This window comes from Candidatus Methylacidiphilales bacterium, from assembly GCA_028713655.1.
GTDB lineage: Bacteria > Verrucomicrobiota > Verrucomicrobiia > Methylacidiphilales > JAAUTS01 > JAQTNW01.
Genome location: JAQTNW010000023.1, coordinates 22,500 through 45,173, shown reverse-complemented (window position 1 = coordinate 45,173; position 22,674 = coordinate 22,500). Strand labels below are relative to the sequence as shown.

At 54.8% G+C, this 22,674-nt stretch carries 21 protein-coding genes; 10 read left to right on the top strand and 11 right to left on the bottom strand.

The window, feature by feature from the left end:
• Positions 1-253 precede the first annotated feature (253 nt).
• Positions 254-1,375 (top strand): cellulase family glycosylhydrolase, encoded by a 1,122-nt coding sequence (locus tag PHD76_09035; protein MDD5261976.1) that lies wholly within the window; start codon positions 254-256, stop codon positions 1,373-1,375.
• A 311-nt stretch (positions 1,376-1,686) separates the two neighbouring features.
• Here PHD76_09035 and PHD76_09030 read toward each other — a convergent pair whose 3' ends face one another.
• The gene (locus tag PHD76_09030; protein MDD5261975.1) at positions 1,687-2,403 is read right to left on the bottom strand and encodes an HAD family hydrolase; all 717 of its coding nucleotides are present in this window, start codon (positions 2,401-2,403) and stop codon (positions 1,687-1,689) included.
• Between the two features lie 158 nt (positions 2,404-2,561).
• Positions 2,562-3,338 (bottom strand): enoyl-ACP reductase, encoded by a 777-nt coding sequence (locus tag PHD76_09025; GenBank protein MDD5261974.1) that lies wholly within the window; start codon positions 3,336-3,338, stop codon positions 2,562-2,564.
• A gap of 110 nt (positions 3,339-3,448) precedes the next feature.
• Between PHD76_09025 and PHD76_09020 the strand changes: the two genes are divergently transcribed.
• From PHD76_09020 to PHD76_09000, 5 genes are all read left to right on the top strand, one after another.
• Positions 3,449-5,815: a tetratricopeptide repeat protein gene (locus PHD76_09020; GenBank protein MDD5261973.1), complete on the top strand. Its 2,367-nt coding sequence runs from the start codon at positions 3,449-3,451 to the stop codon at positions 5,813-5,815.
• Positions 5,816-5,863: 48 nt separating this feature from the next.
• Positions 5,864-6,844 carry an OmpA family protein gene (locus PHD76_09015; protein MDD5261972.1) on the top strand — a complete coding sequence of 327 codons (981 nt, stop codon included), beginning with the start codon at positions 5,864-5,866 and terminating at the stop codon, positions 6,842-6,844.
• A 29-nt stretch (positions 6,845-6,873) separates the two neighbouring features.
• The gene (locus PHD76_09010; GenBank protein ID MDD5261971.1) at positions 6,874-7,293 is read left to right on the top strand and encodes a secondary thiamine-phosphate synthase enzyme YjbQ; all 420 of its coding nucleotides are present in this window, start codon (positions 6,874-6,876) and stop codon (positions 7,291-7,293) included.
• A 162-nt stretch (positions 7,294-7,455) separates the two neighbouring features.
• Complete coding sequence (locus PHD76_09005) at positions 7,456-8,307, top strand: three-Cys-motif partner protein TcmP (GenBank protein MDD5261970.1); 852 nt, start codon at positions 7,456-7,458, stop codon at positions 8,305-8,307.
• On the top strand, positions 8,307-9,056 hold the full coding sequence (locus tag PHD76_09000; protein MDD5261969.1) for a phage Gp37/Gp68 family protein: 750 nt from the start codon (positions 8,307-8,309) through the stop codon (positions 9,054-9,056). The genes PHD76_09005 and PHD76_09000 overlap by 1 nt, the downstream gene beginning before the upstream one ends.
• Positions 9,057-9,425: 369 nt before the next feature.
• Here PHD76_09000 and PHD76_08995 read toward each other — a convergent pair whose 3' ends face one another.
• From PHD76_08995 to PHD76_08980, 4 genes are all read right to left on the bottom strand, one after another.
• The gene (locus tag PHD76_08995; protein ID MDD5261968.1) at positions 9,426-9,659 is read right to left on the bottom strand and encodes a DUF3820 family protein; all 234 of its coding nucleotides are present in this window, start codon (positions 9,657-9,659) and stop codon (positions 9,426-9,428) included.
• Between the two features lie 18 nt (positions 9,660-9,677).
• On the bottom strand, positions 9,678-10,433 hold the full coding sequence (locus PHD76_08990; GenBank protein MDD5261967.1) for an exodeoxyribonuclease III: 756 nt from the start codon (positions 10,431-10,433) through the stop codon (positions 9,678-9,680).
• Positions 10,434-10,602: 169 nt separating this feature from the next.
• On the bottom strand, positions 10,603-11,040 hold the full coding sequence (locus PHD76_08985) for a type II toxin-antitoxin system VapC family toxin (GenBank protein ID MDD5261966.1): 438 nt from the start codon (positions 11,038-11,040) through the stop codon (positions 10,603-10,605).
• The gene (locus PHD76_08980; GenBank protein MDD5261965.1) at positions 11,037-11,288 is read right to left on the bottom strand and encodes a type II toxin-antitoxin system prevent-host-death family antitoxin; all 252 of its coding nucleotides are present in this window, start codon (positions 11,286-11,288) and stop codon (positions 11,037-11,039) included. Before PHD76_08980 ends, PHD76_08985 begins: the two co-directional genes overlap by 4 nt.
• Before the next feature lie 193 nt (positions 11,289-11,481).
• Here PHD76_08980 and PHD76_08975 point away from each other — a divergent pair, with 193 nt between their 5' ends.
• A complete protein-coding gene (locus PHD76_08975) occupies positions 11,482-12,345 on the top strand; it encodes a methylated-DNA--[protein]-cysteine S-methyltransferase (protein ID MDD5261964.1) in 864 nt (287 codons plus the stop codon).
• 193 nt (positions 12,346-12,538) lie between these two features.
• Here the strand turns inward: PHD76_08975 and mnmA are convergent, their stop codons facing one another.
• Complete coding sequence (mnmA, locus tag PHD76_08970) at positions 12,539-13,621, bottom strand: tRNA 2-thiouridine(34) synthase MnmA (GenBank protein MDD5261963.1); 1,083 nt, start codon at positions 13,619-13,621, stop codon at positions 12,539-12,541.
• Between the two features lie 80 nt (positions 13,622-13,701).
• Between mnmA and PHD76_08965 the strand changes: the two genes are divergently transcribed.
• Positions 13,702-14,064 (top strand): arsenate reductase family protein, encoded by a 363-nt coding sequence (locus PHD76_08965; protein MDD5261962.1) that lies wholly within the window; start codon positions 13,702-13,704, stop codon positions 14,062-14,064.
• Here the strand turns inward: PHD76_08965 and PHD76_08960 are convergent.
• A complete protein-coding gene (locus tag PHD76_08960; protein MDD5261961.1) occupies positions 14,018-15,310 on the bottom strand; it encodes an NAD(P)/FAD-dependent oxidoreductase in 1,293 nt (430 codons plus the stop codon). The two genes, PHD76_08965 and PHD76_08960, sit on opposite strands and share 47 nt — an antisense overlap.
• Positions 15,311-15,435: 125 nt before the next feature.
• Between PHD76_08960 and PHD76_08955 the strand changes: the two genes are divergently transcribed.
• Complete coding sequence (locus PHD76_08955; protein MDD5261960.1) at positions 15,436-16,533, top strand: serine hydrolase; 1,098 nt, start codon at positions 15,436-15,438, stop codon at positions 16,531-16,533.
• On the opposite strand, the gene PHD76_08950 is transcribed toward PHD76_08955, so the two are convergent.
• A complete protein-coding gene (locus tag PHD76_08950; protein MDD5261959.1) occupies positions 16,526-18,772 on the bottom strand; it encodes a DUF1736 domain-containing protein in 2,247 nt (748 codons plus the stop codon). The two genes, PHD76_08955 and PHD76_08950, sit on opposite strands and share 8 nt — an antisense overlap.
• 94 nt (positions 18,773-18,866) lie before the next feature.
• On the opposite strand from PHD76_08950, the gene PHD76_08945 reads away from it, so the two are divergent.
• Positions 18,867-19,214 carry a phenylpyruvate tautomerase MIF-related protein gene (locus PHD76_08945; protein ID MDD5261958.1) on the top strand — a complete coding sequence of 116 codons (348 nt, stop codon included), beginning with the start codon at positions 18,867-18,869 and terminating at the stop codon, positions 19,212-19,214.
• 29 nt (positions 19,215-19,243) lie between these two features.
• On the opposite strand, the gene rpiB is transcribed toward PHD76_08945, so the two are convergent.
• Entirely contained in the window at positions 19,244-21,418 is a 2,175-nt protein-coding gene (gene rpiB / locus PHD76_08940; GenBank protein MDD5261957.1) for a ribose 5-phosphate isomerase B, read from the bottom strand.
• Positions 21,419-21,465: 47 nt separating this feature from the next.
• Complete coding sequence (locus PHD76_08935) at positions 21,466-22,662, bottom strand: S41 family peptidase (protein MDD5261956.1); 1,197 nt, start codon at positions 22,660-22,662, stop codon at positions 21,466-21,468.
• Between the last annotated feature and the right edge of the window lie 12 nt (positions 22,663-22,674).

Sequence of the window (22,674 nt, the reverse complement as noted above, 5' to 3'; positions counted from 1 at the left end):
GGACTGATATTTTGGCGATGCACACGAGTTGCACCAACAGCACCTCCAATAAATACATGAAGAATCCGAACCAGGCCGTCCGCCTCAACCCTTCACACACCAGCACTACGGCTGCGTCCGCCTTCGCAAGGCTACGGCGGGACAAGCAGCAGCCTCGGATGCCAGGTCCTCGGAGTTGCTGACTGGTAACGATCTGCTCGTAACAATCAGGGAGAAAATTATGAGATTTGGATTAACTCAATATCGTTTCGGAGTGAACTACACACCCACTCGCGCTTGGTGGCACTGCTGGAACGATTTCCAATCGGACGCCATCGCTAAGGACTTGGATGCCATCGTCAGACTTGGCGCCGATCACATCCGCATTATGCTGATATGGCCATACTTTCAACCCAATCCAAAAGTTGTAAGCAAGGCACATCTTGACCGTCTTGAGATTCTTATGAATTTGGCGGAGGAAAGGCAACTTGATGTCTGTGTGAGTCTCTTCGTTGGCTGGCTTTCAGGTTACGCTTTTAAACCTCCTTTCCAACCGGACAGCTCCTTTTACCAGCTCTTGGAGGAGAGGAGCATCCAGGAGTTCTATGTGACGAGCATCGCAAAAGCCATGTCACAACATAGCAACTTCCTGGGGTTTGATCTCGGCAATGAGTTAAATTGCTGCTGGCAGACGGACGATCTCGATTGTGGCGACCGGTGGAGCAGCCAAATGCTGGCCCTCTCTGAAAAATGCCTCCCGGGAGGAACACATGTGAATGGGGTCGATCACAATCCATGGTTCACGCGGGCAACCTTCTCGCCTCAATGCCTTGCAACAACGCAAAGCATTATCCCACTGCATTGCTGGACATTCTTCACCGGAGCATTGGGCCGTGCCGGTGGTAATTGCTTCGATCCCCGCTGCCTGCGCCTGCCGGAGGCCATGGCTGCGCTTGCCCGTTCATATTCTGGCAATCCTCGCAAACCTATTTGGATTCAGGAATATGGAATGTCCGAGGACTGGACCGACCCGGAAAATATTCCACGGTTTCTCCAGGAATCCACGGTTAACGCGATTCAGTCCGGCGTGAACTGGTTCACATGGTGGTCAAGTCACGATCTTGACAGGCAATACGCGTTTCATCCCCTGGAGTATTCGCTCGGTTTGATCACGCTTGACCAAAAGATCAAGGTTCAAGGACATGTGTTCAAGGAGCTTGCAGATGCCTACCGTGGTCGGAACGCAGTGGACACAAAACAGATCAATTTAGCGACTTTGCCACAAATGCAGGATGCGGATTCGACATGGAAATGGCTGGAAAACTGGATCGGAATCAGCGAGTTGGCGAAACCAGGCGCGGCAGACCGACCGCCACCAGCCGCTTCTTTTAAATGATCTTTTGTAATTCCACCCCCCACTCAATATTGGCGCTCGCCCACGCTGGCGGGGGTCATTGCGCTAGTTCGTTGATAAGCGCATGAATTTTTTTGGCGGCATATCCCACTGTCTTCTCATGTTTTGTGAGTGGATTCGGCGCGGATTCACCAGACGGGATTTTGGACGCATTTGCTGAAAAGCGGCGTTTTAATCTGCCACCAAACACAAACCCCCTTGTCTTCCCCCTTATCAGGGGGATAAAGATAAGTGATCCCGCTAATTCCTTGTTCTTCGCGAATTTGCGCCTTTGCGCGAGAACCTGTGCTGTTTTAAGGATCCAGCAGCTTGAAAAATTTCTCAGGGTGTCGTAGGTCGTCGAACAGCGCCGTCGGCGCATGCGCTTCCAACTCCACGCGCGAATAGCCGCCCGTGGCCACGGCAATGGTCTTCGCACCGATCACCTTGCCGCATTCGATGTCGTGCGGCGTGTCGCCGATGACATACACCTGCTCCGGCTTGAAATGCAGCCCGGTTTTCTCCAGGGCGCGTTTCAGCGCCACCGGTCCCAGCTCGTTGCGAAGCTGAGAGTCGTCGGCAAAGGCGCCAAACTCGAAATAGCTCCACACATCATAATGCTCCAATTTGATTTTGGCGCCCCGTTCGAGATTGCCCGTGAGCAGCGCATTCACGCAATCCGGGCGGAGCCGCGCCTGTTCCAAAATATCGAGGATGCCCGGATGCACTTTCCCGACGCTCATGGGCAGTTGTTCCTTCAACACCGCAAGATAGGCCTCCTTGAAATCGTGAATGTTCCGGGGGGTTTCTTCGATTCCCGCCTGCTTGAAAAGCTGCACGCCGATCCATGTGTCCGTCCTCCCCCGAAAATCAATTTTTTGAATGTCGGTTTTAACGCCGAAAAGCCGTTCCATGGCGATGACCAAAGCAATCTCGCCCGCTTTCCCAACCGAAACAAGCGTGCCGTCGATGTCCCAGAGCAAAAGCTTCGCATTTGCTGGTGGGATACTCGGATGGTCGGATGGTGGCATGGTCATTTGGAGCGGGCCAGTTGCCAGGCCTGCAAGTCCTCAAAACGTTCAATACGTGACATGAAAATTCTGCCTCTGTTCTTCCACTATTCAACTATTTGACCATAAGGCGATCCCACTATCCGACTATACTACCCCCTGCGGTGGCTCTGCACCGCTCACATCCCCATGATCGAATAACCGCAATCGACATAGAGCGTCTGGCCGGTGATGGATGCGGAACCGGGGCTCGCCAAAAAGACGCCGGTGGCGCCAAGCTCGGCCATTTCCACATTCCGCCTGAGGGGCGCATGTTCCTCGTAATGTTTCATCATGGATGAAAACCCGGCAATCCCGCGGGCAGCCAGGGTATTGACCGGCCCGGCACTGATGGCATTGACGCGGATTTTTTTCGTACCGAGATCATTGGCCAGATAGCGCACGGAGGCTTCCAGGGACGCCTTGGCGACGCCCATGATGTTGTAATGCGGAACGACTTTTTCGGCTCCATAATAGCTCATGGCAATAATGCTGCCCCCATCGCTCATCAGTGGGGCCGCTTCACGGGAGAGGGCAATCAGGGAATACGAACTGATGTCATGGGCGACACGGAATGCTTCGCGCGAGGTGTTGACGAAGTGGCCTTCCAACGCTTCACGGGGCGCATAGGCCACGCTGTGGAGAACCAGATCGACTTTGTCGGTCTTCGTGCGGACAAAGTCGAAAAAGCTTTTGATTTCCTCGTCCTTGCTCACATCGCAGGGATGCAGGGGCGTGTCGGCTCCAAACTCGCCGACCAGCTCCTCGACGTTGTCCTTGATGCGTTCCCCCTGGTAATTGAAGATAAGCCTGGCCCCGGCCTGGGCCCAGGCTTGGGCGATCCCCCAGGCAATGCTTCGTTTATTAGCCACCCCAAAAATGAGGCCGACTTTTCCTTCCAATGGTTTTACGCTCATGTGCAAACAAGGTGCCAAACCCCGATGCCCTTTGTCACGCGGATTGTTTTCACCGGTTTTCTTGCTTCTTTTGGCGGCGGAAGCGGGTAGTACAGCAGGAACCGCCTTTTATGAAACTTCGCTTCCTGCTGATTTTGCTGTTGCCGGCCGTTTCACCTGCCGGGCTCAACGCCGCCCCGCAGCCTGTTCCCGAACAGCCTGTTGTGATTGATTTATCCAAGCTGCAACCTCCGGAAAAGGAATTGCTGGATGAAGCGGTCGCGCTGCAGCAGCAAAAAAATCCCGGTCGGGCCATCAACATTCTCAGCGATCTCCTGCGCTATTACCCGGAGGGTAAATATCAGGAGGAGGCGCTCTATCGCGTGGCGCTTTGCTACCGCGACCTCGGCCGTTTTGACGAAGCCCATCAAACGCTCGACCTCCTGGAAAAGAAATTTTCCAAAAGCGACTGGCTCGGCCCCGCCAATCTTCTCCGCGGCGAAATGCTGGCTGCGGACAAAAAATGGAAGGAGTCGCTTCCCTTCCTCCAAAAGGCAACCTCAGCCACGCTGCCGGAAGTTCAATTGCGGGCGCATTATCTGGTGGTCCTGGTTTCGGACAATCTCAATCAACTGGAACCGGCGCGCCCGAGCCTCGAGTTTCTCGCCGGGAAAGAAAAGGACAATCCCTGGCTCGATTACGGCCGTCTGAAACTCGCCTGCCTGGAAATCCAGTCTAACAACAACGCTCATGCCGCTACGTTGCTGAAAGCCGTCCTGGCATCCACCAATGACGCCGCGTTGCGCGCGGAAGCGGGCGTGCGGGCCGGCAATCTGGCGTACAGCCAGAAAAACTACCGGGACGCGGCCGGCTTTTATGAAGTGGTGCGAAGGACCGAGGCGCCGGACTTCTGGAAAAAACTCGCCCATCTGGGGCTGATCCAGTCGTATTTTGCGGCGGGCGATTATGCGACGGTCACCCAGGTGTTCAACGACGTGCGCCCCGCTTTTCCCGATGTGGCACGGCCCCAGGTCCTGTTTCTCACCGCCGAGGCCTTGCGGCTGACGCAAAAAAACCAGGAAGCGCTGGATTTGTACCAGTTCATCCTCAAGGAATTTCCAAATGACAACGTCGCGGAGCCTTCGATGTGGGCGCGCATCCTGCTGTTAAAAAGCGCAAACTCGGAGGATTTTCTCCCCGAGACCGCCCGTTTTATCACAAAATTTCCCAAGTCCGAACGCCTGCCGCTGGTACAATTGATGCGGGCCGACGGTTTTTACGGGAAGTCGGATTACAAAACCGCCGCCGGGATGTATGCCGAGGTGTTAAAGGCGCCGGATGCCTTGAAAAGCCTCAAGCCGGAGTTGCTGGCGGGGGTGTATTTCCGTTCCGCTTATGCGGACTTTAACGGAAAGGATTATGAAAATGCCGCCGCGCGATTTGCGGAGTACCTTGGAAAATTTCCCGGCGACCCCTCAGGCCCGCAGGCGCTTTGGTGGAAGGGGCTTGCCGAAACACAACTCGGGAAAAACGACGCCGCCCTCAAATCCTGGCAACAGTTGATCGAGACCGCGCCAAAATTTGAGCAGCGCGAAAATCTGCTTTGGCAGGCTTCCATGCTCGCAGGCGGACAAAAGGACAACGCCAGGCTTGAAACATGGCTGTCATTGCTGCTCTCGGAATTTCCAAAATCCGCCCACTCGGCCGAAGCCCACTACTGGCTGGCCTTGACCAGACAAACCGCTGGAGACGATACGAATGCGCTGCCGCACTGGCTGGAAGCCCGGCGGCTCGATTCCACCGCTTACTATGCCATTGCCACCCCGCAAATCATCCGGATTGTCCTGCACAATGGGGACCTGAAAAGCCTGCGCTTGGAAGTCGATGCCTACGATGCCTGGCGCATGAAAAATCCGCAGGCGCCTGCCGTTTCGCTAAGCGTCTATGAATGGCTCGGACAGCAGTTGATGGACGGCAGCGATCCCCCGGCCGCCGAGTCTTACTTCCGCAAGGTCCTGGCAGGGAGCAAGGATGGCCCCCAGCGCAAACGCGTGCAATTGCGCCTGGCCATGTTGATGTCGCAACTCAAAAACTATGGGGCGGCCATCCGTGAATGGAAAATCTACCGTGTCAATTTTCCCGAGGAAGCCAATCGCAGCGCGGTTCTGGAACCCCTGGCAAAAGCGTGCCTCGGCGCCGCCGATTACGACAGCACGGTCAAGCTGGCCGACCAGATCCTGGAGCAAAATCCGGAAGGCGAATACAACGCCCGCGGCAGGCTTTTGCTCGGCGACGTGGCGATGGCGAAACTCAATTATGACGAGGCGGGCAAAATCTATTCGGCCGTGGCCCTCCTGATCGACGACCCGGTTTTGACCCCCCTTGCCCTGGGCAAGGCGGAAAAGGCCTGGCGAGTGGCGGGCGCTGAAAAAAAGGCGGATGAAGTCCTTTTGCGCCTGAGGAAACAATATCCGGATTACAAATCTCCTTCCAATTGAACTTTTAACCTGGGGTTTAGTGCACTAGTATCAAGGATCGCAAAAAAGATGAACTCATTTGAGTCCACCAACCGGTCCGAACGCACTTCCTTCATAGCCTGGCTGTTGCTGGCTATCCTGGCCTCGCTGCTGTTGCATGGGACTTTATATATTCTGTTCCGCGGCCTGTATGTGGATTTTGGGAAACCGCTCGTGGACCCCATTGAGCCGGCCCGATTCCACCTGGAACGCGCCACCATTGATCCCAAACATCTCGAGCCCGAGCTGCCGCCAACCCAGGGAAGCAATCCCAAAAATTCACGCGAGCCTTTGGAAATGAGCACGGAAAAAATCGCCGCTTTTGACGGTCCGCTCAAAGCGCCTTCCATCCCTCTGCCCCGGCTCACAAACCTGCCCACAGCCCCGCTCGGCAATGGCCCCGCGCCGCTCCCGGCGGAGGCATTTACCGCATTGCCCATCCATTCTGAAGGCGGGATTCCGGAAGCAGCGCAGGCGCTGGCGAATGAAGCGTCAACCGCCGCAATGGCCGAGGCCAACAAAGCGTTGGCGCAATCCAATCCCGGCGGGAACGGCGATGCCATGGCCTCCTCCAAGGGAACTCCCGGCTTTTCCGAAATTTCTTCGCTTGCCAATTTACGGCCGCCAAGCGCACTGGAGCGCCCCGGTTTCCAGCCGATATTGATCCGTCTCTCCAGTGATGTGTTGTTTGAATTTGATTCAGCCCGGCTCAAGACGGACGCCGAATCGAGCCTCGGACAGGTGGCTGCCGTGCTGGCCCAGGCAAAAAAGGTGCAAATCATGGTTGAAGGCCACACCGACACCATCGGCACGGATGAATACAATCAGCGCCTCAGCGAGCAGCGCGCGGAAGCGGTGGCAGTCTGGCTCAGACAAAGATCCGGGCTCGGCCCGGATGTCCTTCATTCGCGCGGATTCGGCAAAACGCGCCCCATCGTGAATCCGCGCGGAAGCATCGAGGAACAGGCCCGCAACCGCCGCGTGGAAATCCGCGTCGAAGGAGAGCGTTGACAGCGGAATAGGGATCAGTTGCCAGAGCCATGATTTCCAAAACCTCCAGTTTTTCCGTCCGCACCAAAGGAAAAGGCACCTATGAAATCACGGACAAAATACGGGAGGCGGTTTCAGACAGCGGCGTTCGGGAGGGTACCGCCACGGTTTTCATCACCCACACCAGCGCGAGCCTGATTATTTTCGAAAATGCGGACCCGTCGGCTCGCACCGACTTGCATAAATATTTTGAAGACCTCGTGCCCGAGGACACTCCCGGTTTTGTGCATACCCTGGAAGGGCCGGACGACATGACGTCGCACATCCGCATGGTTTTGACCCGGACTTCAGAGGTGATTCCAATTGCCGCGGGAAAACTCTGCCTGGGGACCTGGCAGGGCGTGTTTGTCTTCGAGCACCGCAATCAAAGCCATACCCGCACGATCGTGTTCAATGTGACCGGGGTTTGATGCATTTTGCTAGAGACATGCGCGACCGAATTTAAACAGCTTCGATTTCCAAACGAATATTCCTTCCATGACATTCCAGTAGCGGCGCGAATTGTCTTGGGAATTTAACGAATAGATAAAGTTTCAGGTTAGCCGGGATTGTGTTTAAGACCACAATGCCTCATGCTTTGCGCCGACAACTACATGAGTGCTTTTGAGTTTGATGAAATTGGCTATTGGTCCGAGGTGAAGCTCGACATTATCAAGGACTATGCCAAAGAATATTCCAAAATTCTTGCCAATCAAAAATGGTGCAAAGGACACTATTACGTGGACGCATTTGCGGGGGCTGGAATTCATATATCCAAGGCCACCGGAGAGCTTGTGGCGGGAAGTCCGTTGAATGCCTTGAATACGACTCCTCCATTTGACGGATATCATTTGATCGACTTGGATTCTGGAAAGGCGGAAAATCTTCGTAAGATAGCTGAAGATATTCCAAATGTTAAAATTTATCAGGATGACTGCAACAAGGTTCTGCTCGAAGAAGTATTTCCGCTGCTCAGCCCGGATCGGCACACCAGAGGTTTATGCCTTCTTGACCCATATGGCCTACACTTGAATTGGGCATCCATACAAAAGGCTGGCCAGCTTGGTACGGTTGAAATCTTCCTCAATTTTCCCGTGGCGGACATCAACCGCAATGCGCTTTGGCACAACAGGGATAAAGTCAAACCAGATCAGGTGGAACGAATGACTGCGTTTTGGGGGGATGCTTCTTGGTTGGACATCGCTTACGACAACAAGGGAGATCTTTTTGGTTACCCCACAAAAAACAATAATGAAACCATTGCGGAAGCCTTTCGCCAAAGGCTCAAGGATATTGCAGGTTTCGAGCATGTGCCAAAACCCATTCCGATGCGGAATAGCAATAACGCGATTGTGTATTATCTTTATTTTGCTTCACCCAATGCCACAGGACACAAGATTGTTCAGCATATTTTCAATAAATACCGAAATCAGGGAGTTACGTAATGGCGACAAAATCCTCCATTGAATGGACCGAGTCCACCTGGAATCCTCTGACCGGCTGCACCAAAATCAGCCCAGGCTGTAAGAACTGCTATGCCGAGCGGATGGCGTTGCGTCTTCATGCTATGGGCGTGGCGAACTATACCAACGGATTCAACCTGACTCTTCACGAAGACGCACTGGGCATTCCTTTGGGATGGAAGCAGCCTCAGACTATTTTTGTAAACTCCATGAGCGATTTGTTTCACAAGGATGTCCCTGTTTCATTCATCCAGAAGGTTTTTGCCGTCATGAGGCTGGCCCATTGGCACCGTTTCCAAGTCCTGACCAAGCGGGCCGAGCGATTGCTGGAGCTTGACCCGTCTTTGCATTGGGCGCCCAATATCTGGATGGGAGTCAGTGTTGAAAATGAGGATGTGGTTTCCAGAATTGATTGCCTGCGCAAGACCCATGCCCATATCAAATTCCTTTCGCTTGAACCCTTGTTGGGGCCGTTGCCCAGGCTGAAATTGAAAAAAATTGACTGGGCCATTGTAGGTGGTGAATCAGGGCCCCGTGCCCGACCGATGCAAAAGGAATGGGTCATCGACATCCGCGATCAATGCCACAAGGCCGGGGTTGCGTTTTTCTTCAAGCAATGGGGAGGCTTTAATAAAAAGAAAGCCGGCCGCGTCTTGGAAGGCAAAACATGGAGTGAAATGCCGACTAAAGCCATACAGCCTCAAAATGATGCCTTATTAGTCGTGGCTTGAGCAGCAGACATTAGCTACAACGCAAAACTTTTGATCGATGCAGGATACATTGTGGGGGAAGTCATAACGGATCACAGAGGCCAGCCGCATGCAGCGGTTTTGCTTTCCCTTACAATGAAGAGTCATGATTTTTTAGATGATGCCCGCGACAACACGATTTGGACAAAAGCCAAGAATGAGGCCGCCACAAAGGCTGCATCAATCAGTCTGACACTCTTTCAAGAACTCCTGAAAGCAGCAATGAAAGCCCATCTAGGCCTTTAGATGTAGAATAAGATAGTTCTGCACCGCTATAGGCTAAAAATAGGTTCCACGCTCAAGAAGCCCGTTTGCCTTTTAGACTATAAAGGTGTCGGACTCTCCGGAGATTTATTTTCGTAACGAACGAAACGCTTCATCGGCCCCTTCGCGTTTTGCTTCCAGCACGATTCGCAGGAGACGCCCCAGATCCCCTTCGGGCCAGCCGCGCTGTTCAAACCAGCACAAATATTCCGCCGGAATATCGTAAAGCGGGGAATTTTTGTAACGACCGAACGGCATCCGCCAGGTGCGGAGCTTTTCCCAGTCGACCCGCGCATTCCGCGTGATTTCGTCGTCAGCCATCTGCGTTCCCTTTGCTGGCTAATCCAAAATCATGCCCACGGGGCAGTGGTCCGAGCCCATGACTTCGGGCATGATCCAGCCCTTTTTCAGCCGTGGACGCAGGACGCCTGAGATGCACCAGTAATCAATCCTCCAACCCACATTCCGCTCGCGCGCAGCCGTGCGGAAACTCCACCAACTGTAATGCCCGCCGCCCTTCTCGAATTCGCGGAAGGTGTCGATAAAGCCCGCCTGGATATAATTGGAAAACCCCTCGCGCTCCTCGTCGGTGAATCCGGCGGAAAAACGATTGTCGTTGGGCCGGGCCAGATCGATTTCCTGATGCGCAACGTTCAAATCGCCGCAAAAAACAACCGGCTTCGTCTTTTCCAAATTTTTGAGGTGTTTCAAAAAGAGCACATCCCATTCCTTGTGGCGGTAACTCAGGCGTTGCAACTGATCCTTGGAGTTCGGGGTGTACACATTCACAAGAAAGTAATCCGGAAGCTCCAATGTGATGACACGCCCTTCCTTGTCGTGGTCCTCGAAGCCGAGGCCATGCACGACTTTAAGCGGGGCTGATTTTGTGAACACGGCAGTACCGGAATAACCCTTTTTCTCCGCACTGTTCCAAATGGCATGATATTCTGGAGAAATATCAAGCGATACCTGCTCGGCCTGAGCCTTGGTTTCCTGCAGGCAAAGAATGTCCGGCGCTTCACGGATGACAAAATCCTCGAACCCCTTTTTTTGGCAGGACCGTATTCCGTTGACATTCCAGGAGATCAGTTTCATTCGCACAAAGTAGCCGCTGTCACGGGATTGCCAAGGGGGCAAATTCCGGGAAATTTAACAGGGATAAACAGGATTTACTGGATATTCAGAGTGAAGGCTAAGCATTGTTTTACAGGAAGGGCGCGAAGCACGTCACGGCTTGAGGTTGGCAGACTAAACTCATACGCACTCAATTCTTGACCGCGAGCCCCGCTGCCTTTGCCATTTTTTTCTGTCGCTCATCGAATGTCAAAAAATGATCCGCCTCCCATTCGATTGCCGAGGCGATGTGAAATAAATCAGCGCTGCGGCAACCCATGGATTCATTGTGTGCGGCCCCCAGTTTTTCAGCCGTGCGCAATACCGCGACCCAATCCAGGGGTTCGTGAACGATCAAGACTCCCTGGCGTAAATCCGCCTCCACTTGTCTGAGTTGTATCTTGGCCTGATACGAATCAATCACCCGATGAAACACAGACAGCCGGATTGCATTGCGCACTTCCAGCCGGTGCCACGGCGTAAAAGGCAATGCGACGCCCTGTTGCCGCATAAATGCGGCGGCTACAGGTGAACTTTGTTGCTGAAGATAAAGGGCAACTATAAAGCTGGAATCGGCATAGACTTTCAATAATTCCCCCGGCTTTCCTCCAAAATATCCTTCATCGCCTTGTCAGAAATGACTTTTCTTCCAAAAACTTTTTGAAGACGGGCGGCCACATCGGGCATTTTGGCGCGAATGGTTTTTTTTTGTCTCGCCGGCAAAAGACGGGCGACTGTTTCACGGCGCTTGGTAATGGCGACTTCCTCGCCGTTTGCCACCCATTCCAGGACACGGGAAAAATCGTGCCGAACTTCGCGGATTGACGCTGTCTTCATGTGACACATTATGTATTACAAATAAGGCCCCGTCAACCCTACTCCCCTGAGCAATCGCATTTGAAGTTACGGGGATGAAGATGGATCGCCACGGCCCAGGATGGGCCTCTCGCGATGACGGGAGCACGCGGCAATCTGGAGACTGAGCAAGAATCGGGTGGTTTGACCCGGCCCTCTGCGTTAAATTGACCGTGTGAGTTCGCAGCAGGAACTGGATTACCAGAGAATTGAAAAGGCCATCCTTTTTCTTTCGAAACACCGGTCGGAACAACCCTCCCTGGAGGAAGTCGCCCGGCAGGCGCATCTGAGCGAATTCCATTTCAACCGCCTCTTCAAACGCTGGGCGGGAACGACGCCGAAACAGTTTTTGCAGTACCTGACCGCGGAACATGCCAAACAACTGCTTCGCAACGGCAACAGCATTCTGAACACGGCCCTTGAAAGCGGATTGTCCGGCCCCGGACGCCTGCATGATTTGTTTGTGACCTGCGAGGCACTCACTCCCGGTGAATATAAATCCTCCGGCAAAGGCGTGGAAATTTCACATGGGTTTCATCCAACCCCGTTCGGGCCTTGTTTGATTGCAACAACCGGCAAGGGAATTTGCTGCCTGCGCTTTCTTGATGGAAAATCTTCCGCGCAAACGTTTGTGGAGTTCCGCAAGGAATGGCCGCAAGCCCGGTTCCGGGAAGATCAGAGCAAAACCGCAACACTGATCAAAAAAATATTCCATTCGCCCAATGTTAGGCTACACGGTGCATTACGGCTTCACCTGCGCGGCACCAATTTTCAGCTTCAGGTCTGGCAGGCCTTGCTGAAAATTCCGGAAGGCCGTCTTGTGTCATATGGAAAACTCGCGGATGCCATTCACCATCGAAAAGCGGTGCGGGCCCTCGGGACTGCGGTCGGAAATAATCCGGTGGCTTATCTCATCCCCTGCCACCGCGTGATCCGCGAATCCGGCGCACTGGGCGGTTACCGCTGGGGCGTGGCGCGCAAGCAGGCCTTGATAGCATGGGAATCGGCGCATGTACCCAGGGTATCCGCCTTCGCATAGGCTTCGGCGTGAAACCCCGGGAACGGAATCCCGTTGGGATTCGGAGAAAGGGCGAGCAATACATTTCTCGCGCCCGGCAAAGTCCGACATGGACGCAAAAAACGGCAAAATTATATTCTCCGGATTAAAACAAAAAAAACTTCGCGCTCTTGCGCGCGCGCGAAACGAGTTTTGGGTTTTCGGGCCTGTGTATTTATCCGTAACTGATTTCTGAAAAAACGCCGCCACCGAGAAGGGTTTCGCCATCATAGAGGGCGCAGATCTGGCCGGGAGCCAGAGCCCGCTGGGGTCGTTTGAATTCCAGCTCGGCCTTGGCGCCATCCATCGGCTTGTAATGCACGGCCTGGCGCGGAGCCCGGTATCGCGGTTTGGCTTCGATGTCCACCGGCCTGTCGATCACCCGGTTGGTGAAGGAAACATGAGTTAACCTGCAGCGCGACGCGTAAAGCCCCGGCGTTTCCGGGGTGTCGAAGCCGATCACCAGCTCATTGCGCGACGCGCGCTTTTCAACGACCACGTAAGCCTGGTTCAGGGTGTTGGAAGGCACCCGGATGCCTTTTCTCTGCCCGAGTGTGTAAAAATGCAGGCCCCGATGCTCCCCCAGTTTTTTGCCCTGCAAATTCATTATCGGGCCTGGCTTTTCAGGAATGAATTTTTTCAAAAAATCCGACATTTTTACTTCGCCAATAAAGCAGATGCCCTGGCTGTCCTTTTTGGAGGCCGTGGCCAAGCCGTATTTTTCGGCGATGCTGCGCACTTCGGGTTTTGGCAGCCCTCCCACGGGAAAGACAGCCTTGCCCACTTGTTGCTGGCGCAGCAGCGCGAGGAAATAGGATTGATCCTTGTTTTTGTCGGTCCCTTCCAAAATGTCCGATGTCCCTGCGTCATGACATTGAATCCGGGCGTAATGGCCGGTGGCCACGGCCTCGAATCCGTTCGCGAGGGCGTGGTCCAGAAAAACGCCGAATTTCATTTCACGATTGCACATGACATCGGGATTGGGCGTGATTCCGGCTTCGTAACCCTCCAGCAAATACTTAACTACTCGCTCGCGGTATTCCTGCATCAAATTCACCACCCGGAAGGGAATGCCAAGTTTTTCCGCGACGGACGACGCGTCTTCAATATCCTGCATCCAGGGGCAATGTCCGATGACATTTTCCTCATTGATCCAATTCTTCATGTAGGCGCCCGTGATGTCGTGCCCCTGCTCCTTGAGCAGGGCTGCGGCCACGCTGCTGTCCACGCCGCCGGACATCGCCACCAGGATTTTCATGAAACAAGATTAGCACCGGGGAGACGCGCGCCCAAAGATTTTATTTTATGTTCCGCATATCTCTGCTGTAAAATATCCTCATGCTCAAAGTCTATGCCTACAAAAATTGCGGCGCCTGTCGGAAGGCCCTCCAATTTCTGAAATCCAGGAAAATCGCGCATACGATTGTTCCCATCCGTGAAACACCGCCGACCGTGGCTGAACTGAAGAAGGCCCTGCAATCTGCCGGCGGTATCCGCCGCCTGTTTAATACCTCAGGGCTCGATTATCGCTCCCTCGACCTCAAAACCAGGCTTCCGTCCATGAGTGAAGAGCAGGCCCTTGCGTTACTTTCGAAAAATGGAAATTTGGTCAAACGCCCGTTTGCCATTGGAAACGGCCAGATCCTGATTGGCTTCAAGGAAGACGAGTGGAAAAAAACTTGTCAGGGAGTTCGCCGGTGATGATGCGCGCACCCCGTTTGTATCGCACATAGGAATAGAACCACTGGAGCAGAACAGCCAGTTTGTTGCGCAGCCCCACAAGAAAGATGAGATGCACAAACAACCAGGCAAGCCAGGCAAACCAGCCGGTCAATTGGATTTTGCCGATTACGGCGACAGCGGCTGAGCGGCCAATTGTGGCCATGCTGCCTTTGTCGAAGTAGCTGAAGGCCGGACGTTGCGTGGGAACACATGGCGCACCCATGAGTTCGGTTTTGATAATCCGCGCGACATGCCGCGCCATTTGCATGGCTGCGGGCGAAACCCCCGGCACCGTCCGTTGCCTGGCATCCACCAACCAGGCGATGTCCCCCACGGCAAATGCTTCCGGATAGCCCGGCAGACTGCAATCGGGCCGGATCTTGATGCGTCCTGCACGGTCCAGGTCCACATCGAGACTGCGTGTGATCGGATGCGCCATGACCCCGGCAGCCCAGACAATATTGGCCGCGTACAATGCTTCATTCTCCAACCGCACATAACCGGGGCCGATTTCCTTTACGGGCGAGGAAGTCCGGACTTCCACTCCCAGCTTTTCCAATTGCCTGCGGGCCTTGTCCGGCAAAGGGTCGGGAAAGCCGACCAAGACCTTTGGCGCGGCTTCGACCAACACCACGCGGGCTTCGGCGGGGTTGATCCGCCGGAAATCGCGTTTTAAAACATGCCGTGTCAATTCGGCAAAGGCGCCCGCCAACTCGACCCCGGTGGGGCCGCCGCCGATGACCACCGAGGTCATCAGTTTCTTTTGTTCTTGCGGATCGTTGCAGGATTCCGCGCGTTCAAACGCCAGCAACACATCCCTGCGAATGGCGGAAGCATCGTCCAATGATTTTAACCCGTGCGCATGCCGCTCCCATTCCTCATGTCCGAAATAACTGGTTACGGCCCCAAGAGCCAGCAAAAGGTAATCGTAGTGCAGCGTTTCATTTTTTAGAACAACAGCCTTTTCAGCCAGACGAATGTCAGTCGCTTCATCAAGCAGTACGGTAATATCCCTTCGTTCGGAAAGAATGGAGCGGATGGGTTGCGCAATTTCCGGCATGGATAAACCCGCCGTTGCCACCTGATACAACAGCGGTTGGAACAAATGATGGTTGTGCCGATCCACCAGGGTAATACGCGCATCGGGATGCCGAAAGGCTTTGCAGAATTCCAGGCCTCCAAAGCCGGCGCCCAATACAACAATGTGTTTTGATGGCACACTCATACCTCAAGGTCGTCTGCTTTTTCCAAAACTCAAACTTTTCCATTGTAAAGATACCCGTACCTCGGAAAATTTTACGTGACCCGGATATGGCATTTTCTGCGGAATAAGGTAACATCCATGCCCGTATGTCCAAATCCAAGCTAACGCAGACTGTCGCTCTGATTAATCTGGGCATTGCCAATGGCCAACAGATCGGCGCGCTGCTTTACATTTCGCAGAATAACCACGTCGTTGCCGATCTTGCATTCGGCTCCGCTGGAAACGGAAATCCGATGGCACCGGATGCGCTGTCGCTTTGGATGTCGGCAGGCAAACCTCTTACGGCTGCCGCCATTTTACAGCTTCAGGAGGCCGGGAAGCTCTCCGTGGACGATCCGGTCGTGCGTTTTATTCCCGGGTTTGCGGAGCACGGCAAGGAGTCCATCACGCTCCGCCATCTGTTGACGCATACCGCTCCTCTCCGCCAGGGGGATCTGGTTCCGCCGCAGCCCTGGGACGACACCATCAAGGCCCTGTGCCGCGTCCGGATGGAACCCGGCTGGGTACCCGGTAAAAAAGCGGCTTATCATGTCGGTGGAACCTGGTATCTGTTGGGCGAGGTGGTGCGGCGTGCAAGTGGCCTGCCTCTCGGGGATTATCTGCGGGAGAAAATCTTCCACCCGCTGGGCATGAGCCACAGCTTTCTCGGCCTGGATGCCGAAGCTCTGAAGCAAAACCTGGACAAGCTTGTTTTGATTTATCAAACGGAAAAGCCCCCGCCCTCGCCCCACAGAATCTGGAGCCGCCCGGAAATATTGGCCCAACCCAGGCCTGGCAGCAATTGCCTGGGGCCTGCGGCCGAACTGGGCCGCTTTTATGAAGCATTGCTGGACGGCGGGCGCGGGATTTTAAAGCCCGAAACCGTGGAACTCATGACCCGGCGGCATCGGGAAGGGATGATGGATCATACCTTCCGGCATGTTCTCGACACCGGCCTCGGCGTAATCCTCAATTCCAACCGTTACGGCGCGGAAACAGTTCCCTACGGATACGGGCGTTTTGCGTCGGAAGAAACTTTCGGCCATTGTGGCAACCAATGCTCGGCCGCATTTGCAGACCCGCAGCACAAGCTTGTTGTGGTGCTGATCTACAACGGGATGCCGGGCGAAGCCGCCCACCAGACCCGCGCGCGTGAAGCCCTGTCCGCCATCTATCTGGACCTCGGACTTGCAACTCTCACATAGCAGGCGCTGGTGGGAAAATTCCGGAAGGACAGTGATAGAGGTTGACGGCCATGTTGCGCATGCCCTCGGCTGCCTGCTTTTGATTGGCCTTTTGAAGAGTTGAATACATCCGCAGGGCGGCTTCCTGGATTTCCTGGCGCACAACCGGATTGCTGTCATCCAGCGCGTTCTTTTTTGCGTCCATTGATAGGATTGGAACTCCTTGGACAAAAAGCTTTTGATAAACTGTACGCAGGTTGGACCAGGCCGCCTCATTGTTTGCATCCAAAAAGAGGGCTTGGATGAGTGAAATGGCCGTGTCAGGCAGATCCCCCTGTCTAAAATACAATTCCGCCAGGAGCAGGCAGCCCGTCGGCTCGGTTGGGTTCAGTTGTTGCATGTACCGGATGGAGCGTTCGGCTTCCTTATAGTCGCCCAGTTGCAGATACGTTTGTCCCAGCGACTGGTGCATTTTGTAATTACCGACATCGGTGATATCTTCAGGCCTCGTCCCGCGGCTTAAACGCTTTTCCCGGGAGGCATGATTCACATAGGTGTCAACCTGGCGGCCCCGGTCGAGAATGACAATCGCCTGCTGCCAGGCTTGCCGGGCTTCATCCTTTGCGCCGCGCGCCGCGAGGACATCTCCCAATTCGCGATAGTAATTACCCAGGTCGTAGAACAAGGTGTTATCCTGTCTATTGATCGGCAGCGGGGGATGATCCAGGACGTAAAGTCCCCGGCTTGCAACCGCAATGGCCTTTCTGAGGCCATTCTCGTTTGGTTCGTTCGCCAGGACCGCATTGGAGAGGCCCTTCCAGACTTTAAAACTGTTCGGGCAGACCTCAGTGGCGCTGGTCCAGAGGCTGGTGTCATTTTGCCAGTCATCGTTGCGGATATAGGCCCGAATGCCCAACAAACAGATGGCGGAAACGGGCAACGTCCATCCCAACCAGCCCAGGCGCGGCAGCGTTGCAGCCAGCACCCCGGTGATTTTTTTTCTTCCCCAGTCAAGCGCCAGGCCGGCGGGCAGGGCGAGGCCGATCATCGGCAAATAAAGAAAACGTTCGCCCATGATGCTGCCAATCGGGATGACCATATTCGCTGTCGGTAATAACATGCCAAAGAAAAACAAAAGGCCAAAAGTCAGCAACGGCCTCCTCCTCCAAGCCGCAAATGCGGCGACCAGCAGGGAGACAACGGCAAGCGCGCCGAATACCGCCTGGGCATCATCCGTCCAGGTGGAGTGTTCCAGAAAAAGCGGGATTTGGTTGTACGAATAATCACATGACAAACGCCACGGAAACAGCAGAAGGCCGAGATACAGGCCGATGACCTTCAGCGCGGTCATTTGTGTCTGGAAAAAACCTGCATCGGCTATCGGATTGTCGATAAAGATCTGTCCATAGACGGGAGAGGCCTGGATTAATATATGACGCATCCACAAAAGCCCGACGACACACGGAACAAGGGCAAGGTAGTTGGGCCAGACCCAGCGGCGAAAATTTTCCAGGAAATCCCCGACCCAATGGCTCTTGAGCTGCTGCCAGCGGAAAAGCATGTCGTAAAGGCCAACAAGCCCGACAATCATGATCGCGCTTTCCTTGCAAAACACCCCAATCAATGAAATGAGGGCCACAAGCAGCAGCCATGCAACCCGCGCTTTTCCTGTGCATTTGAGTGCCCGGATGTAGGCGATTCCGGCGGCCAGAATCGAGGCGGTCGCCAGGAGATCCGCTCGTCCGACGAGGTTCGTCACCGATTCTGTGCCGACCGGATGAACCGCAAAAAGCGCGGCTGCAATCAAGGCGACAGTGAGTGACCGGCTGACATGGCGCAGCAGGATAAAAACCATGAGGGCGTTCGTCCAATGAAGCAGAAAATTAACCACATGATAGCCGGCGGGATTCGGCCCGTTTCCAAGAATGGCATAATTAAAGAGATAGGTCAGCGTGGTTATGGGCCGGTAGAGATCGCTGACAAATGAGGGCCACCAATAGTTTTCAGTGAAAATCAAATAGAGGTTGCGTTGGGACAATTCGCGTATCCGGACATCCATTAAAAATACGAGTTTGTTATCCAGGACAAATTCCGCCCCAAACGAATTCATGTAGGTCAGCAGGGTGAGTATTCCCAGGCCGACGGCGACCCAACCAAGCAGCATGATCTGAGAGATGCCATGGGTGGAAACAGGCGCCGCCTGCCCGCCTGCGGCAAATCCCCCTTGTTTGAAAGCGTGCTTGGATTTTTTCTTTCCCATGGGAAATCATTAGCGGGACAATCCGCATATGACTAGCCCGCAATTTTAGCTTTGCTGCTTGGCGACGGCCCGCCTTTCCGTTATTCCTGTGCCCATGCCTTATCTCAAGATCCAGACCAATGTTCCGGTGGAAGATTCCGCCAAATCCGACATTCTCCGGGCGGCTTCGCGCCTCCTGGCAAAGGAACTGGGGAAGCCGGAAAGCTATGTCATGGTTCATTTGCAGGCCGGACAGGATTTGCTGTTTGCCGGGGGAGGGGATGCGGCGGCATTTGTGGAACTGAAAAGCCTCGGCCTGCCGGAAGACAAAGCCCCGCGACTCTCCAGCATGATCTGCAGCCTGTTGAAGGAGTCCCTCAACATCGATCCGCGGCGCATTTACATCGAAATGTCCAGCCACCCCGCCAACCTTTGGGGCTGGAATGGAGAGACCTTCGGTTGATTTCAAATCTCAAATTTGGGATTTGAAATTTACCCCGGCAGGGGAAACTGCGCGGTAAAGGCATACACGCGCGCCTGCAATTCCGCAAGCGACCTGTCATCCGCCCGTTTCTGAATCCCTTCGTGGATCAGGTTTCCGATGTCGAACATTTCATCTTCCTTCATCCCGCGCGTGGTGACGGCAGGGCTGCCCAGGCGAATCCCGCCCGCCTTGAAGGGCGACTGCTTGTCGAACGGGATTGCGTTTTTGTTCACGGTAATGCCCGCCTTGTCCAGCGCCTCCTGCACTTCCTTGCCGGTGATGTTTTTCGGCTGCAGGTCCACAAGCATGACATGATTTTCCGTCGTGCCGGACACGATGCGATAGCCGTTCTTTTTCATGCTCTCGCAAAGGGCCTTGGCATTCCGCAGCACCTGCTGCTGGTACTCCTTGAAGGAAGGCTGCAGTGCTTCGCCAAAACAAACCGCCTTGGCTGCAATCACATGCATCAGCGGGCCGCCCTGGCAGCCGGGGAAGACCATCGCATCAATGTCTTTGGCGTATTTTTCGGGGCAAAGAATCAGCCCGCCGCGCGGACCGCGCAGGGTCTTGTGCGTGGTTGTGGTGACAAAGTCGGCATGAGGCACCGGCGAGGGATGCAATCCCGTCGCCACCAGTCCCGCGATATGCGCGATATCGGCAAAGAGATAGGCCCCCACCGAACGCGCGATTTCACCCATCCTGGCAAAATCAATGATGCGCGAATAAGCGGATGCGCCCACTGTGATCATCTTCGGCTTGAATTCGCGCGCCTTCTTCTGAAGGTCGTCATAATCCAGGGCCTCCGTCTCAGGGCTGACTCCATAATGAAACACCTCGAAAAGACGCCCGGAAAAATTCATTTTGTGACCATGGGTCAGATGGCCCCCGTGCGACAGGTCCATGGTCAGGATTTTGTCGCCCGGTTGCAGCACGGAAAAATAAACGGCCATGTTGGCTTGCGAACCCGAATGAGGCTGGACATTGGCATGTTCCGCGCCAAAGATTTTTTTGGCCCGGTCAATGGCGAGCTGCTCGACCACATCCACATTTTCACACCCGCCATACCAGCGCTTCGACGGGTAGCCTTCCGCGTACTTGTTGGTCAGGCAGGACCCCTGCGCTTCCATCACGGCCCTGCTGGTGAAATTTTCGGAGGCAATCAGCTCGATATTGCGGCGCTGGCGTTCCCTTTCATGCGAAATGGCGCTAAAAATTTCCGGATCGGCTTGCGGCAAAGCCGGGCCAAACGGTTCGATTTCAATCTGCTTTTTCAGTGTTTCCATTTTATTGATTCTCCGGGCATGCCGGCCTCCCTCGAAACCGGTTTTAAACCAGACATTTAAAATTCTCACCGCGTCGGCAAAGGTCAACTCATTTGCAGCCAGGCACAACACATTCGCATTGGTATGCTCGCGGCTGATTCGCGCCGCTTCCTCGCTGTGTACCAGCGCGGCCCGTATGCCGGGATACCGGTTCGCCGTCATGCTCATGCCGATGCCGGTCTTGCAAATCAAAATTCCACAGGTCGCGCGTCCCGAGAGGATTTCCCGGGCCACAGAAGCCGCGTAATCCGGGTAATCGACCGATTCCGGCCCGGACGCGCCGAGGTCCGTAACCTGTTGTCCCTGCCGCAGAAGTTCCTGAATGAGGCGCTGCTTCAATTCCACCCCTCCATGGTCGGCCCCGATGGCCACCTGCTCAGGCCGCCCGTGCGGGCTGTTCTTCTCCGATTTCCGGGCCCGCAACATGATCAAAATCGGCACCAGCGCCGCGCGAATCTGCTCCCGGCATCTGCGATAAATCTCCACGGATTGCCCGATCGGATCGTCAATCTCCAGGTCTCCGGCCTTGGCCGATTCAAATTCTCGCAACAGGTAAACTTTATCAGCCGCCTGCGGATGCAGCATCAACATGGAATCGAGATGGCCGTAGGTCATGACAAAAATGAGGTCGGCCGCATCCACCATCGCCGAAGTGACCGGCTTGCTCCGCAGGGCGCGGATATTGATGCCCAATTCATCCATCACGGCAATCGCCTGAACGCTGGGGGCCTGCCCTTCGACGGCCCCAATTCCCCCGGACGCAACCGTCAGGCTCCGGTCGGGCTTGGCCATTTCACGGAACAAGCCTTCCGCCATCGGGCTGCGGCAAATATTGCCGGTGCAAACAAAAAGAACGTGCATGGTCTAAAATCCGGTTGGACTATCCTTACTCCAAAATCGCCGGGGCGTCACCCATTCTTCCCGTCCGGCTTCTGCCGGCTGGACGTGATTCCCAAAATCACATCATTCGCCACACTCAGAATCAAATCACGGGGCGATTTCAAGTCTATCCCGGCGTTATCAAGGGGCAAATCCAATTCCTCCTTTTCCTTCATGGTATTGCGGTCCGGCATCCTGACGGCTGCCAATGCGGAAATTCCAACCCTGTAAGCGGCGTTGAATCCCTCGCGGTCCGATGCCGTTGAAAGATCCACCGGAACGTCAGGAACAAGCGGGGTTCCGAGCAGGTTGCTCCCGTCCGCCGCCGTGATCCGCGCCGTGGCCAGCCTCAGGTATCGCCCGCTCTTCAATTGCTTTTCCACAAACAGCCCGCCTTCCCCCGCTGATTTCCGCCCGATCAAAATCGCCCCCGCCTTTTGCCTCAAGACCACCGCCAATGCCTCGGCGGACCCCCGTGTGCCGACATTGATCAAAACTATGATGGGAAAATTTTTGGAAAGATCCAGAGGCTGGCGTTGCGAGCGGAGGACCTGTTGTGGGAAATTCACCCCCTCCACGGTAAAAAGCGCCTCCTGCGGGGAAACAAACAAACTGGCCACAGATGCCGCGCCCCGCAGGTTGTTGCCGTCGCGGAAATTCCGCAGGTCCACAATCAGCCCGCGCAGATCGCCGCTTTTCCAGATGGACCATTCCTTCAGGAACGATTCGATTTCCTTTTGCGAAAAGTCGTTCGCGCGCCAATAGCCGATTCCGCTGGGCAGAACCTCGGTGATCGACTTTGTTTTTGGGTCCGGCCCCAGCACGGAAGCATTGCTGATTTTGGCCTTGTCGCCGATTTTTTGCATCAGCGCATTGAGTGTGTCCTCGCCCAACTGGGTGTTGATCAAAGCGGGGGCGTCCATGAATTCGCTGCGGAGCAAGTCGATGACTTCGGACGCCTCATCGGCCCGCGGCAACAACAGCTCCTCCGGCTGTTCGGCCTTCGGCGTGCGCGCGTAGGGGTCTGGTTCCAACACCGTGCCAGGCACCTTGGGCGGCAGCAGGGACGATTGCTGGCGCGGTTCGGGGCTTTTTTTCACCGCTGTGAGGGCAGGCCGGACCGCGTGGCGGCCAAGTTGGGGGAACTCAACTGTCAGTACATAGGTTGCCAGGCTTCCCGAAATGAAGGAAATGCCGACCAATAAAAAGATATTCAGTATGCGCATGTCATCAATCCC